Below are 13,545 nucleotides of genomic sequence, written 5' to 3' on the forward strand. Positions count from 1 at the left end.
TCTACATCGTCTATTTCAAAAGGCTTACGGAAAGGCTGTTCAAAAAGCATCAGTCTTGCTTATTCTGCAACTATGTGGAACCACCTCTCTCTATGACAGAAATTCGGCTCATGTGTTTATCCTGGAGCAAGCTAAGGGTTGTTTTTTTTATATGGGGTGTATATACTGTTCCAATGCTTTTTTATTTATCGGGGCTTCTTTCTTCATTCTACGGCCCCATGCGGCTTTTACAATCATATCTCGTACTTATTTCAATTTCATTTTATGTAGGCTTTTTTTTAACGGTATTCATTTTACCGCGCTTTTATGGCCGTTTGCCGAAAGACAGAGGAAAGGAATTCGGTATTTCTCCTGAGGCAGCAAAAGGAAAACCGACCGGCGGCGGGGTCGTATTTATTACGATTTTTGTCGTTATGATTTTCCTGCTGATCATGCCTTCGGGTACGCAAATAGCGGTACTGGTTTTAACATGGTTGGTGATGCTCACCGGCTATCTTGACGACCGGTCGGTTAATCCGTGGGGAGAATACCGAAAAGGTGCATTGGATTTACTGTTGTCGCTGATTACTGCGGCAGTACTCTTTCATTGGTATTTTGACGATTCCATTTCTTACTGGATTCCGTTTATGAGTCAAAGTATCGCGGTACATCCTGCCATATTTTTTACGGTCTCCGTTTTAATTTTATGGTTTTCCATCAATACAACGAACTGCACCGATGGAGTAGACGGACTTTCCGGAACCCTCATTTTGATGGCGCTTATTTCGCTTGGTATGGTCTTCTATTTTATTATCGGGAACGTAAAAGTTTCAGAATATCTGCTCATTCCGCATCGGGTAGACGGCGCGCAGTGGGCACTCATTTGCTTTAGTCTTTCCGGCGTACTGATGGGATATCTGTGGCATAATGCCTATCCAAGCAAGGTGATGATGGGAGATGCAGGTTCCCGTGCGCTCGGCTTTTTTATCGGCGTATTGGTCATTATTTCGGGCAATCCCTTTTTACTGTTAATGACCAGCGGGATGATTCTCCTGAACGGCGGCACAGGCCTTGTTAAAGTGGCGTTATTACGCTTTTTTCATATCCGTATTTTTAGGAATATCCGGTTCCCGCTCCATGACCACATGCGGAAAAACCTTCAATGGTCATCCACGCAGGTACTGATAAAGTTCCTTATTTTACAACTGCTGATTACGCTTGCCGTATTTGCAGTTCTATTCAAAATTCGCTAAGCCTTGTTCGAATCTGATATCAAGAGTGCCACGCACGGCATCTACGATGCACACAATATCGGCACGGCTGTACAGGACGAGCCTGACCCGCTGTTTATCCGGAGCAAAGCGCTTATCGGGGCGGAAGGTGTTAACCGGCTTCGTAAATTGCGGGTTGCAGTATTCGGTATCGGCGGTGTTGGCGGGTATACGGTCGAAGCCCTTGCACGCGCCGGCGTCGGAACACTGTATCTCGTTGACGGCGATACGGTAAGCCCTTCAAACCTTAACCGGCAGCTCTATGCGCTTACATCTACCATCGGACAGTACAAAACCGCTGCTGCTGCCGCGCGAATCGCCGATATAAACCCGGCGTGTACAGTTCATCAGATCGTGCAGCACATTCTCCCCGATGCGGACGGCTCTCTTTCTTTTTTACCTTTCTTATCCGACATCGATTGTATTGTCGATGCGGTTGATACGATTTCGCTTAAAGTTGCACTGGCGGCAGAGGCGGAAAACCGCGGCATTCCAATCATAGCGGCAATGGGTTGCGGGAATAAGCTCCGCGCAGATTTATTTCAATTTGCCGACATTTACGATACTGCTGTTTGTCCCTTGTGTAAAACCATGCGCGGACTGCTAAAAAAACGGGGAGTAAAAAAGCTGCGGGTGCTATATTCCAAGGAGGTTCCTGCTGTCCGCAGCCGTCCGCCAAGCTCGGTTTCATGGGTACCCGCCGCAGCCGGCATTCTGCTTGCAGGCGATCTACTCAATCAGATATTACAATCTTAAACGACAGGACAGTGCGGAAAGTATCGGCTATTTTTCCAGCACGGTGATTTCAACACGGCGGTTCCGTGCTCGGTTCGCTTCCGTAGTATTAGGTGCAATCGGTTTTTCTGCGCCGAAACCGCGTGTAAAAACATGGTGTTGTTCTCTCACCCCAAGTTCTACCAGATAATTTGCAACAGCCGCTGCCCGCTGCTCAGACAGTATCTGCCTCGCTTCAGCCGTACCTGCTAATGCCGTATGCCCCGAAATCAATAGTTCATAATCAGGGTATGCACCCAATAACTTTCCTATTTTTTCAATCTTTTCTTTTTCGGCTGGAAGAAGACGTGCAGAATCAGGTTCAAATTGGATATTTTCAAGACTGATGGTAATTCCTTCATCGGTTTTTTCTACGGTAGTATTCGAAATCCCCATATCACGGATGTTTTTATCCAGTACTCCTGCTATTTCCTCTTTATTCATACGCTGCAACATCGTAATTTCGGCCTTTGCGGTACCGCGATATTCTATTACCGCCCCCGTGTTTAACTCCATCATTATGGTAAATACTTCATCATAATAGGGAAGAATACCTGCATTACTATCCCAATAGAGTCGCTGTTTTGAATAGCCCATGGTGCGGACAGGATACAGCATCGGCAATGTTGCACTTCCGTTTCTTTTATTCTGGATATTTTTTAATGGAATATCATAATAAAGATCATAATTTACTTCTATTAATTGATAGGTTTTTCCTTCATGCGCGGCAAGACCTTTGTATGTGTAAGTAACGTCGATAGGAACGACAAAAGGTTTTTGAATATTAAAGTTATCCCGCAGGTCGTGCGCTTCGCTTGCAGAGTGCTGCCAACTTTCCCCTATTTTTACATCATGCTGAGGGAAAACCGGTACATTCCGCACCACCGGCATAAAATACTGTTCATCGATAGTGTAAATACCGAATTCATCTCGGCGAAATACGCTCGGATATTCGCGTCCCCACGAGAACGTCCTGTTGCTGTTTTGCTCGCTTGTCATAAAAGTACAGGTATGAAGCGCGGAGGAAGGCTTTCCGTTTGATGCCGGTTGAACATCCGACACTTCCACGGTAACACGGTTGGTGATATAAGCCTGATGCGCAAATTGCCCGTTCAAGTACACATCTTCAGTAACGGTAGAATTGATCCGGTAGGTATCTCCATCCCTAAAGTTGAAACGGAAGATTTCGGCATACAGCGGAGATAATCCTCCTATTACAAAAAAAACGCCCAAAAAGAGAAGGCGTGAAAAATGCATCCGGGGAAAATTTTTAAGCCTCTTCATAGTACTGGAAAAAGAAAAAAGTAATTGCATACCGTACCCTAATATTTTCATAATTTTTTGTAAATATGTAACCTTTCTTTTTTTGTCTGTTTAAGTGGTGTATATTGCGATACGTACTATCAAAGAGTATTCAATGTACCTCCTTTACAGTTGCCCTGTAGGATTTTTTCCTCCTTTTGCCTACAGGGTTTTTTCTTTTTCAAGCCCCCCGGATAATGAACACCTATCATTCGCATTAAAGCTGACAGTGCAGGTGAATTGAATGGTCACCACCCGTTATATATAGGGCATCTCTAAAAACTCGGTTAGATTTTTAGAGATGCCCGACGAGTTTTAATTTAAGTCTTTATACTATAATGACTTAAATTAAAACATCGCAAGTAAATCTAAGGAAAACCTCTAAAAACCTGATTCGCAATCCGCTTTAGCGGATATGATAAATCATTTCCTTACAGAACAAGCCGATAGGCTTGATGTTTTTAGAGGTTTGCAAGCAGCCGCTTTTAGATTTTTCCAACTAAGTCAATAGAAGGATACAGCGTTTTTTCGCCGGGGCGCCATTTGGCAGGGCATACCTGATCACCGTGTGCTGCAGTAAACTGAGCAGCCTGAACCTTGCGCAGCAATTCGGAAGCATCGCGACCGATACTCGTGTCGTGTACCTCATAAGCTTTAATGATACCGTCGGGATCGACGACAAAAGAGCCGCGGAGCGCAACCCATGTTTCAGGTACAAGGATGCCTAAAGAAGATGCAAAAATACCGGCTTTATCAGCAATCATTTCATAAGGGAGGCCACCGATTGTCGCGCTCGCATCAGCCCATGCCTTATGCACAAATTCGCTGTCGGTAGAAACAGAAAAGACTCTACATCCAATCTCTTGGAATTCCGAATACAGCTTACCCAAATCGGCCAACTCGGTAGGACACACAAATGTAAAGTCTGCGGGATAAAACATAAACACAGCCCAATTACCCAACAACGATTTACTCGACACAGTCGTAAACTTTCCCTTGCAATAAGCAGGCAAAGTAAAATCAATAATCTTTTTTCCGATTAAATTTTCCATAAAAAGCTCCTATAACTTGAATTGATAATCGTTACGATAATAGTGAAACACCTGCTAAATGTCTAGTACGACGCAAACGCACACGTTGATACGCGAATCTTCGAAAGAAACTTTGATAGCTAATACATCCGGCATGGAGGCGGTGGTTAGAGCAGAAGCGATATTTCAACTTGCCGGGATATCGCCATACTTATCACTTAATCACGTAGATCGTGCTGCTGCCCGTACACGGCCTTTACTTATCGGCGTAGTTTTTTTTGAAAAGTTCATGTAACGTTTCGGCAACCTGTAAGCTCAAGTCCATATCCAATTTTGTTTCTTTCCTGTCATAAGTAAAAATACCGTTTACCTCATCTTCAACATCGCTTACTTGAGTGTAAATTGAAGCGCTCAATCCTTTTTTCATCGCCGGATATACATCGGTTTCATAGAGGTTCCGGATACCGTCGTTTAAAGATTGCCTATCTTTGAAGATTTTATAACCGTATAAAATATCGGAGGAGGTATGACCGTTCACAGCTAAGCTGAACCCTCCGAATTCGGTTAAGGCTAAGATCCGATTTAACGGATCGGGCTTCGGGCGGAAGGACTTAAAATAAATGTGATAGCTGTGGAAATCTCCGGCCCCTTGATCAAAATAGCCGCTTGCATGATCGATGAGCCTCGTGGGATCTTTTTTATGGACGTATTCCGCCATTGAGGCTGCTTCGAATTGTCCCCACCCTTCATTAAAAGGAACCCATACCGAAAGGCTTACCGTATTGTACAGTAAATCGATGGTACGTTCGGCATCGCGTAAAAATATATTCCGCCCCTTTTCGCTTTTGCGTCCGTGGAGGGCATAGCGGTTTTTTGTATCGTTAAAATTGAAGCCGAGCCACGGTGCATATTGAACGACCAACGGTTTATACGGGCCGCCGCCGCTGACAAAATCCTGCCAGACAAGCATTCCGAGCCTATCACAATGGTAGTACCAGCGGAGGGGTTCTATTTTAATGTGCTTTCTCAGCATATTAAAACCCATATCTTTCAGTTTTTTAATTTCCCAAATCATCGCCTCGTCGGAAGGCGGCGTATACATTCCGTCGCTCCAATATCCCTGATCCAAGAGTCCGTGATGAAAGATCGGCGCTCCGTTTAGACTGAGAACGGGACCGTGTTTGCCGTTGATGATCCCGAATTCCCGCATACCGAAGTATGAAGTTACCGTATCCTCTCCTGCACGGATTTCCACATCATAGAGGAAAGGATGTTCGGGACTCCAACTCTTAAAATCGGCAGGCATTTTTATCCGCAGCGGATTGGTTGTGAGTATTTCTTCTGCAATGACAGAACCGGAGTCAAAGATTTTAATGCGTATATCATCATCACGTTTAACATATATATCATCAAGGCGATGCGAAGAGTTTACATTGTTTCCGCCGGCATCGGCCCCGGTAATAAAGACCGAAATTTCAACTTCACCGGTTTGATAATGAGGCGTTATGGTCAGCTTTTCGATATGAGTGTCGGGAACTTTTTCGCACCATACGGTTTGCCAAATACCGCTTTGCCCCGTGTACCAAATCTCTCCTCGGTTTAAGGTTTGCTTACCGTAGGCCTCATCACCGGTATCGGTATCATCGGTAACTGCAATGATGATTTCCGTTGTATCACCGTTTAAAAAATTGCTGATGTCAAAAGAGAACGGCCAGTATCCCCCCGAATGGGAACCTGCTTCTTTACCGTTGACATAGACGGTACAGTATTGATCTACCGCTCCGAAATGTAACAGGAGCCGCTCTCCCAGTTTGCATTGTTCAAAGTTGAATGTTCTGCGGTACCACAGCGTCTCCCCCGGAAGCAACTGCCGCTGTACATTTGACAGGATTGTTTCCGGAGAGAACGGTACGATTATTTCTCCGTCCCATATTTTAGGCATCTGTTTATCGGCGGTTATCGCGTAGTCCCATGCTCCGTTTAAGCACTGCCATTCTTTCCGCGCCAACTGAGGACGGGGATAATCGTTTAAGGGCTTTTGTTTGTCGAGCGCTTCACCCCACGGTGTGAGTAAAGGTTTGATCGGTTTGTTTTTTCTCATGTTATTGTCTCGATGGTAAGGCGATCGTTTCTGCGCCGGTTATACATTTTCGATGCGAAAAAGAGCGGGAAAAGCGCCGTTACCGCTAGAATCGCTCCCCACAGATAGATGGATTCTGCGGGAATATTTTCGATGATTCCGAATTCATTCGCGATGGAGCCTGCTCCGTTTTTAACAATGATGTTGCCTATCACGGTTCCGATAATCATCGGGGTGAGGACGAAAAAGAGAATACGGATACCTTCAAACTGACCTCGTGCGGTTTCGGGATAGAGTTCTTTAACCCAGATGGTCATCGATTGCGTAACAAGGATTTGTCCTGCACCTGCAAGGAAAACGGAAAGGAACAGCGGAATGTTTTGCACGCAGAATACCGTTTCCGTGTTAAAAGCTGCGGGCTTTGCAAAGAGCGATAAAATGCATAAGCCGACGATATTCAGAATGATTGCAAAACAGGCAAGCTGCGGAGTACGCTTCTTATTGATAATCCCGATTGCAGGAATCACCGGCAGGGATGCGGCAATTAAACTTAATCCTTGAATAATGCCCATGTTCCCAGCGTTAAAGCCCATGCGGTAAATCATCCAGTTTCCCATGTGGACAAAATAAACATTGAACGAGACAAAAAAAAGCGCTGTTGTAATACACACAAGCATCAATTCTTTTTGAGAAAAAAATCCCTCCGCTTTAAAGATTGAGCTCAATTGCTCCCAAAATGAACCGGTTTTGCAAGATTTTAAGTCGGGAGAATCTTTTAATAGAAGAAGCGAGAGAAGTCCTGCAAGGATGACAAAGATACCCATAGACCAAAACAAGCGTTGATAGTTATTTTCGCTGCCGATGAGCAAACCGCCCAATACGGTGCCGACGATGGTGCCGATTATCGGTTGAATTGCGAGCACTGCTCCGACTTGACCACGGTTTTTATCGGTAGTCATGTCATTGCTCCATGCATTGTATCCCGAATCGTTTCCCATAGAGCCGAAAAAGCTCATAACATCATCGGCTAAAATAACAAGGACTGCTGCCCAGATTGAAGCCTTTGCTCCGGTTCCGACCTGTCCGTGTCCCACAAATTCGGTAAGACCGAACAGAATCGTCGTCAATCCCCATACGATGTAGCCTATAGAGATAAATCTTCTTCTCGAACCTATTCTATCCGACAGTGTCCCGAATATGAAGGTTGAGAATGTTGTGACCAAAGCGCTGGTAATAACCATGAGCGTTACGATAGAGGAATCTTTTGCAATCTTTGCATACACAAAGGTATTAAACCATTGATTTTCGATATTCCAGCATAACTGCCCCGCAAGACCTAAGCCCCACATTAAAAACCAAAACCGTTTTGTTCCGATAAGTGTTTTTTCAGTTTTCATCACATCTATCCAAGATAAAGTAAGGAGTGTTAAACGTTTGTAATTCGTGGTATGGTTAGATTAGAAAGAAAAAACAATACCGCAAAAGAAATTACAGACCTAAATCAGTGTAACGCAAACTTAAGATAATTGCTATCCTTGATCAACTTTGATGAGGTTGTTGGCCGGCTTGAATACTCTTTGTTACTACATACATGAAAATTTGATACACATAAAAATTTGCTTGACAGCGCTTTATTACAGGGATTATAATTACCACATTATTTCATAGTTTATTTTGAAAAGGAGGTTCTCCATGACACATAGCCTATCATTCGCTCACGAGCCTCTTTTCCATACCCCCCCCCATAAAATCATATAAATTATTATATAGTAACAACTTATACGATTTTATTATTAATATTCTCTTCTCCGATATACGTGCTATATGTACAGGATTCTTTATAAATATCCACGTACAGAGCTTTTTTTTCTGTACTATCCGCTATCAGCGGTATAGTGTTGAGATTATCGGGCTGATCCTCTTCGTACATCAGATTCTTAAATGGATTCCGTTCAGAATCACTCAAACGCAACAGTATCATCTCACACACCTATGCTGTAAGTTCAAACCGCAAACCGGCAAGCGCTTTACGGCTATGACATATTGTAATCTTTTTTATCTCTGGAGGGAAAAATGAAATTCTTAAAACAAGCATCACTGCTTCGATTGTGTGTCGCTATCGGTATGATGATGATCGGTATTACCGGTTGTAAGCCGAAAATCACTCCGGCAGAAGTATATTACACGGTTACCTTGCAAGTTTCCGGCGCGGAGGGCGGCACGCTCACCGCAACAGCGAACGGTAAGACTTTAACCAACAACGAGAAGGTAAAAGCCGGTACAAAAGTACGGTTTATCGCAAACCCGAAGAGTGCAGAAGGGTACACAGTCGGCGCGTGGACTGGCACCGATGCAGCAGCCGGAACAGGTGCTGTTGAATTGATTATCACACAAAATGTAAACGTTACCGTTGCTTTTGTAAAACGGCAATGCACCATTACATTTGATGCAAGCGAGGGCGGTTCAATTTCCGCAATGGTTGAAGGAGATTCAGATAACCTTTCAACCGGAGGCACAGCGCCTTACGGCTCCACCGTTACCTTTACTGCCGTACCGGAGGACGGCTATGTATTTGACCGCTGGGAAGGGCTTACCTCTGCCTCAAGCGAGGGGACTGCAACCTATACGGTAACCGGCGACCGATATGTAAAGGCATGTTTTAAGAGTGCGGCTTTGCCGTATTTTGGGGTAAATGAGCATGGAGGACTTTTTTATAAAGGAAATGAATCCCGGAAAAATGAAATATTAAAAGGACGAATCGTTATTCCTGAAAGTATGTATGGGGTACCGGTTACCACTATCGTAGGATATACCTTTTCCAGTTGTACCGAACTAACAGAAGTCGTGCTTCCTCGAACCGTAATAACAATTGAACAATCTATGTGCAAAGGATGCACAAAGCTGAAGAAAGTTACCCTGCAAGGTGGAGCCGCAAATGCATTAACAACTATCGGTGAAAATGCATTCTATGGCTGTTATTCATTGGAAGAAGTTCGGTTACCACAAAATGTTAAATGTATTGATAGCCAAGCATTTGAGAATTGCCGCTCTTTAACAATATATCTTCCTAGAACGATAAAGACAGTCTGGGGATCTGCATTTGGTCGTAAAGCAAAAGAGTCTAATTATGATAGCTGTGTAAAAATGGTATATGTTCCATCAGGATACCGTTCTTATATAGGAGGGCTCATCGATAAAGGGATTAGCGACTGTTGTTATTTTCCTGGTGAAAAAATAAAAGAATACGACGATACCCAACCAATCCCGTAAGGATAGGGAGAGTTTTTTAGGGAGGTATTTTTATGAATACGTACAAACTAGTCGTCCAGACCATTCAAAACGGAAAGATTACCGGAAACGCGAGTTTATCGGTAAGCGCCAACTCCACGATGGAAGCGCGTCAAAAATTTATGGCATCGCATCCGCCGACGGCTACGAAGAAGTATAAGATAGTTGCTTGTGCAAAGCAGTAGTCTCCTTTTAAAAATATGCGGGCATCTACTTCGTTGCTGCGCACAAATTAATCCTCAACGTATCAAAGATACGCCTGCGGTTAATTTGTGCTCGCGCCTCGTATCTACACCGCCTATTTTTAAAAGGCTAACGGCAAAAATCGTTACACTGCCTGCTGCCATGGAAGGTGGTAATGCTAGGAAAAACGTGTTTAAGCGCAAAAACTTGCGGCCAAAGAATAAACAAAGATATTCATTCCTTGTTGTTCATTGTGAATCGTTCGTTCATTGAAAAAAAGAACGATTATATATATTTGATATTCGTAAGCATAAAGGGCTTACGAAAAAGGAGTTTTAATTATGGATAGTATTCTTGACCTGTTATTTGGAGGACTTAAAAAGACTGTGGACTATGTTCAAAAGCATCCCCATGTAGCACAAAACTTACAAAATACTATAGAGAGGTCAATGCTAGAGCGGCAACGAAAAGAGGCAATGAGAAATACAAAGAACACGAATAAAAAATAGTACTGCACTAAGGTTAGCGGCCGTAATCTCGCTACCTTGAGTGCACAGTTAGGAACCTCTAAAAATCTCAGTTTTTTAGAGGTTTCCAGTTATATGAAATAAGAACGATTACACAAAGGAACTAAAAATGATTGATATAGTAATGGCTGCACAAAAATTATTAACTACTATGCGACACTTGGATCGTAGTGTTGATTCATGCACGCCGCAGGAGATTGCGGATATTATCAAATTTCATTCAAAGGGAGCCGCTGCGGCCGGAGTTGCAGCTGGCTGGGTTCCCGGTGCGGGAGGGGCCGCTGCAACAGCAATTGCAGCCGGTTTTATATGGACAATGTACGGCCGTATTAACAGTAAAATAGGCCTTACATTTTCAAAAAGTATTCTCAAAACTTTAGCGTCCGGTATTGCCACCAATCTTGCCGGTTATCTGGTAGGCTCTTTAGTACTGAATGCCGTTTTTTCATTTATTCCGGGATTAGGAAATATTGCTGCATCGGCAATAGCAGGGGGCGTTTGTTATGCGCTGACTTTAGCTTCCGGTATCGTCTATTTAAAGATATTGACCAATATATTTTCCGCTGGGGTTGATCCTACCAGCGTTGATATTGATACGTTAAAAAACATGGCAAACGATATCGCTTCCGATATGAATATGAAAGAAATTTATGAAGAAGCAAAGGAGGAAGTAAAAAATAATCGGGATGAAACGGTTAGCGCCGATTATACGGATTATGAAATGGCCGAAGATGGATATTCCTCTTCGCAATATAATCGTCAGATTCCGGCTCTCCCTACCGGTGAAAAGCATAAGACTCTAGAAGCCGTATCACCCGGTATCAACGTGTATATGGATATTATCAACGTCAAACTTCTACTGAATAAGTACGGTGATGATGTTTCAGACAATAAAAAGAAAAGAGAACAGCTGGCAGGGCTTGTATATAACAGGCTGTTGGACTGGAGTAATGAAAGCAGAGCTTCATTTACAACCGCGTCTGATTATGTTTATGCTCTTTTACGGCGATGGTATTATAGCTATGAAGTGCTATCACCCTATGCGCATTTTTATTCTGACGATATTTTCTATTCCGCTCGATTCGGAAAACTTAAAGTCCGTCTTGCGCTTTACCTGTTGGAAAGTTTTTTCAGGGAAAACCATAATGCTTTTATAGAAATGTTTTGCCGGAAAGCTGCTGAACTGTTTCCTGGACGGTATGTTAATCCCGATGCATGGCTCTTACCGAATATCCACTGGCTGGAAAAAGAATTCGCCGCTGAAATGCAATCGGTGTTTAAAGCGTTGGATGATTTTTCGGCCTATATATACGTTTATAAGTGGGCTCAAAATGATAACGGTGCGGGGCTTATTAAAGAAGAATGGACGTATGAACAACTTGATGCGATTCCTGGTGCACTGGAAGAATCCGGCGATGTATGCGTTGCTGCAATTGAGCAACTGTTTTACGTCGTCGCCGCACTATTGCAAAACCGTACTCTGAGTTTTTTAAAAGAGCATTTGAGCGAAATGGAACAAGCGTTTGAAAACCCCTTCGGCAGCACAGCATCCGCGTCCGCTGCTCCCTCTACAACTCCGGTTATTGCATTACCCGAAAGACCGGCACCTACAAACAACGATAGTGGTGCTGCCGCTGCACAAGATACTGCCGGTAATGCTGTACAAGCTATTCCGGTTACTCAACCTGTTGCGGCAGCTGTTACCTCAGTTTCAGTTCCCGCCACCGGTAGCGAGGAAGAAGAAATCGACTATGTAGAAATTGCGCGGGATATAACCGAAGCAATGACCATTGGCGAAATACGCGCGTTGCTTGAAGAGCACGGACTTGATTCTTCCGGTTTAAAGAAAAATCTTATCGGTCGGCTCGCCCGCGCGTTGGAAGACGGAAAGATAAAGATTAATTAAAGGGAAAATTTTTATGTTAAAGATGATTTGTTGTATAGCGGCCGATATTTTAGCGCTTATCTATCTTATCTGGCCGTTCGACATCGTCCCGGATATTATGCCGATTGTGGGGTTTATGGATGATCTAATTGCCATCCTGGCTGCCGTAGCTTTTACCATTAAGACGATACGGGATCGGTTTAAAGACAGCGTGAATAAAAATAGAACAGGGAACTAAAAACTTTTTGCACAATATATTAGGAGGATTATATGGATGCAAGATAATCGGCTCACTACTTCTTGTGTATATCTTCCGCCTTCAATTCCTCCGTAAGATAGTCGTCGCTCATGCAATGCATATCGGAAATGCCGTTTTTCATCAATTTATATGTTACCGAATGATAGAATTTTTGTAAGGCTGCATCTAAACTGATATGCTCTTTTTCGGCATACAGAGCGATAACCCGTGCATATTTTTTTTGCAGCAGAACCGGATGGGCTAACATACGCTCTTAAATCCTTTGTACTGTAAGTACTTATCAATAATGGACTGCGTTTTAAAGCATATCTGCCAATTCGGTTTTTCGTATTGCAGCCGTTTTAGCGCTTCTGCTTTATCAATTAATCCGTCAAAAAAAAGTTCAACCGTATTAAATACCTTATCATTTGCAATTCCACCTTCAATTATATCATATCGATTATAATCACTTGGCATAGTACCGGCTCTGCATTTCAAAATAAAATCAAGCCATGCTTCGGCATAGGCTTCAAAAGAGAGAACAGCGCATTCTTTATAAACAGACACATCAAGTTCGTAGTATGAGATGATCCCGCTTTTCCGCCGTGTTGTATATTTTTCGCACCACTTTTTTGCTTGCTCATAAAACGGTGTGGTATAAAATCCCTTGCCAAAATCAACTCTAAGCCGCGAGTGCTCGGTATCAGGCTGAGCAATAATCCGATCAGAGCCGTGATACACGATTATACTTTTATCCCGCATTGATCCATCGCCTCAAGTATATCATTGATGATGTATTCCTTATCCTGAGTATGTAGTACATCATAATGTGCAACAATATAGTCGTAGAGAAAACTGCTCGACTCTGCGAGCGCCGTATAGATATGCTCGGCATCCGTTTTTAAGCGGATAGCAAGGTTCTCTATACAGAATATCGCAAATTCAAGTTCATCCGCGTTTTTAATTCGATCACTCATTTGTAACCTA

15 protein-coding genes are annotated in these 13,545 nt (G+C 43.3%); 7 read left to right on the top strand and 8 right to left on the bottom strand.

Going from position 1 to position 13,545, the window contains the following annotated elements; translation table 11 throughout:
• Nucleotides 1-173 precede the first annotated feature (173 nt).
• Both E4N69_RS07610 and E4N69_RS07615 read left to right on the top strand, forming a co-directional pair.
• Entirely contained in the window at nt 174-1,232 is a 1,059-nt protein-coding gene (locus E4N69_RS07610) for a phospho-N-acetylmuramoyl-pentapeptide-transferase (RefSeq protein WP_162663738.1), read from the top strand.
• A gap of 57 nt (nt 1,233-1,289) precedes the next feature.
• Nucleotides 1,290-2,006: a tRNA threonylcarbamoyladenosine dehydratase gene (locus E4N69_RS07615; RefSeq protein ID WP_371922381.1), complete on the top strand. Its 717-nt coding sequence runs from the start codon at nt 1,290-1,292 to the stop codon at nt 2,004-2,006.
• A gap of 27 nt (nt 2,007-2,033) precedes the next feature.
• Here E4N69_RS07615 and E4N69_RS07620 read toward each other — a convergent pair whose 3' ends face one another.
• The 5 genes from E4N69_RS07620 to E4N69_RS07640 all read right to left on the bottom strand — a co-directional run bounded on the left by E4N69_RS07620 (nt 2,034) and on the right by E4N69_RS07640 (nt 8,403).
• Nucleotides 2,034-3,338, bottom strand: a complete 1,305-nt coding sequence (locus tag E4N69_RS07620) for an OmpA family protein (RefSeq protein ID WP_253823454.1) — start codon at nt 3,336-3,338, stop codon at nt 2,034-2,036.
• Between the two features lie 473 nt (nt 3,339-3,811).
• Nucleotides 3,812-4,378, bottom strand: a complete 567-nt coding sequence (locus E4N69_RS07625; RefSeq protein ID WP_162663740.1) for a redoxin domain-containing protein — start codon at nt 4,376-4,378, stop codon at nt 3,812-3,814.
• 235 nt (nt 4,379-4,613) lie between these two features.
• A complete protein-coding gene (locus E4N69_RS07630; RefSeq protein WP_253823455.1) occupies nt 4,614-6,458 on the bottom strand; it encodes a glycoside hydrolase family 2 protein in 1,845 nt (614 codons plus the stop codon).
• The gene (locus E4N69_RS07635; RefSeq protein ID WP_253823456.1) at nt 6,455-7,834 is read right to left on the bottom strand and encodes an MFS transporter; all 1,380 of its coding nucleotides are present in this window, start codon (nt 7,832-7,834) and stop codon (nt 6,455-6,457) included. Before E4N69_RS07635 ends, E4N69_RS07630 begins: the two co-directional genes overlap by 4 nt.
• A gap of 380 nt (nt 7,835-8,214) precedes the next feature.
• Nucleotides 8,215-8,403: a hypothetical protein gene (locus tag E4N69_RS07640; RefSeq protein ID WP_253823457.1), complete on the bottom strand. Its 189-nt coding sequence runs from the start codon at nt 8,401-8,403 to the stop codon at nt 8,215-8,217.
• Between the two features lie 107 nt (nt 8,404-8,510).
• Here E4N69_RS07640 and E4N69_RS07645 point away from each other — a divergent pair, with 107 nt between their 5' ends.
• From E4N69_RS07645 to E4N69_RS07665, 5 genes are all read left to right on the top strand, one after another.
• Nucleotides 8,511-9,707 (top strand): leucine-rich repeat protein, encoded by a 1,197-nt coding sequence (locus E4N69_RS07645; RefSeq protein ID WP_253823458.1) that lies wholly within the window; start codon nt 8,511-8,513, stop codon nt 9,705-9,707.
• Between the two features lie 32 nt (nt 9,708-9,739).
• Nucleotides 9,740-9,910, top strand: a complete 171-nt coding sequence (locus E4N69_RS07650; protein WP_253823459.1) for a hypothetical protein — start codon at nt 9,740-9,742, stop codon at nt 9,908-9,910.
• Nucleotides 9,911-10,249: 339 nt separating this feature from the next.
• Entirely contained in the window at nt 10,250-10,417 is a 168-nt protein-coding gene (locus tag E4N69_RS07655) for a hypothetical protein (RefSeq protein ID WP_162663746.1), read from the top strand.
• Nucleotides 10,418-10,544: 127 nt separating this feature from the next.
• Nucleotides 10,545-12,341, top strand: a complete 1,797-nt coding sequence (locus E4N69_RS07660) for an SAP domain-containing protein (protein ID WP_253823460.1) — start codon at nt 10,545-10,547, stop codon at nt 12,339-12,341.
• 13 nt (nt 12,342-12,354) lie between these two features.
• Nucleotides 12,355-12,558: a YkvA family protein gene (locus E4N69_RS07665; protein WP_253823461.1), complete on the top strand. Its 204-nt coding sequence runs from the start codon at nt 12,355-12,357 to the stop codon at nt 12,556-12,558.
• 55 nt (nt 12,559-12,613) lie between these two features.
• On the opposite strand, the gene E4N69_RS07670 is transcribed toward E4N69_RS07665, so the two are convergent.
• The 3 genes from E4N69_RS07670 to E4N69_RS07680 are packed head-to-tail and all read right to left on the bottom strand — an operon-like array spanning nt 12,614 to nt 13,535.
• Nucleotides 12,614-12,826 (bottom strand): DUF3791 domain-containing protein, encoded by a 213-nt coding sequence (locus E4N69_RS07670; protein ID WP_253823462.1) that lies wholly within the window; start codon nt 12,824-12,826, stop codon nt 12,614-12,616.
• On the bottom strand, nt 12,820-13,320 hold the full coding sequence (locus E4N69_RS07675) for a DUF3990 domain-containing protein (RefSeq protein ID WP_253823463.1): 501 nt from the start codon (nt 13,318-13,320) through the stop codon (nt 12,820-12,822). Before E4N69_RS07675 ends, E4N69_RS07670 begins: the two co-directional genes overlap by 7 nt.
• Complete coding sequence (locus tag E4N69_RS07680; RefSeq protein ID WP_044016858.1) at nt 13,302-13,535, bottom strand: DUF3791 domain-containing protein; 234 nt, start codon at nt 13,533-13,535, stop codon at nt 13,302-13,304. Before E4N69_RS07680 ends, E4N69_RS07675 begins: the two co-directional genes overlap by 19 nt.
• Nucleotides 13,536-13,545 lie beyond the last annotated feature (10 nt).

The sequence above is a fragment of the Treponema sp. OMZ 906 genome (genome assembly GCF_024181185.1).
In the GTDB taxonomy this organism is placed as follows: Bacteria; Spirochaetota; Spirochaetia; order Treponematales; family Treponemataceae; genus Treponema.

Bases quoted from the DNA above. Each gene is read 5' to 3' on its own strand.
- E4N69_RS07610 (WP_162663738.1), top strand. From the start codon at position 174: ATGCTTTTTTATTTATCGGGGCTTCTTTCTTCATTCTACGGCCCCATG.
- E4N69_RS07620 (WP_253823454.1), bottom strand. From the start codon at position 3,338: ATGCAATTACTTTTTTCTTTTTCCAGTACTATGAAGAGGCTTAAAAAT.
- E4N69_RS07625 (WP_162663740.1), bottom strand. From the start codon at position 4,378: ATGGAAAATTTAATCGGAAAAAAGATTATTGATTTTACTTTGCCTGCT.
- E4N69_RS07630 (WP_253823455.1), bottom strand. From the start codon at position 6,458: ATGAGAAAAAACAAACCGATCAAACCTTTACTCACACCGTGGGGTGAA.
- E4N69_RS07635 (WP_253823456.1), bottom strand. From the start codon at position 7,834: ATGAAAACTGAAAAAACACTTATCGGAACAAAACGGTTTTGGTTTTTA.
- E4N69_RS07645 (WP_253823458.1), top strand. From the start codon at position 8,511: ATGAAATTCTTAAAACAAGCATCACTGCTTCGATTGTGTGTCGCTATC.
- E4N69_RS07650 (WP_253823459.1), top strand. From the start codon at position 9,740: ATGAATACGTACAAACTAGTCGTCCAGACCATTCAAAACGGAAAGATT.
- E4N69_RS07655 (WP_162663746.1), top strand. From the start codon at position 10,250: ATGGATAGTATTCTTGACCTGTTATTTGGAGGACTTAAAAAGACTGTG.
- E4N69_RS07660 (WP_253823460.1), top strand. From the start codon at position 10,545: ATGATTGATATAGTAATGGCTGCACAAAAATTATTAACTACTATGCGA.
- E4N69_RS07665 (WP_253823461.1), top strand. From the start codon at position 12,355: ATGTTAAAGATGATTTGTTGTATAGCGGCCGATATTTTAGCGCTTATC.
- E4N69_RS07670 (WP_253823462.1), bottom strand. From the start codon at position 12,826: ATGTTAGCCCATCCGGTTCTGCTGCAAAAAAAATATGCACGGGTTATC.
- E4N69_RS07675 (WP_253823463.1), bottom strand. From the start codon at position 13,320: ATGCGGGATAAAAGTATAATCGTGTATCACGGCTCTGATCGGATTATT.
- E4N69_RS07680 (WP_044016858.1), bottom strand. From the start codon at position 13,535: ATGAGTGATCGAATTAAAAACGCGGATGAACTTGAATTTGCGATATTC.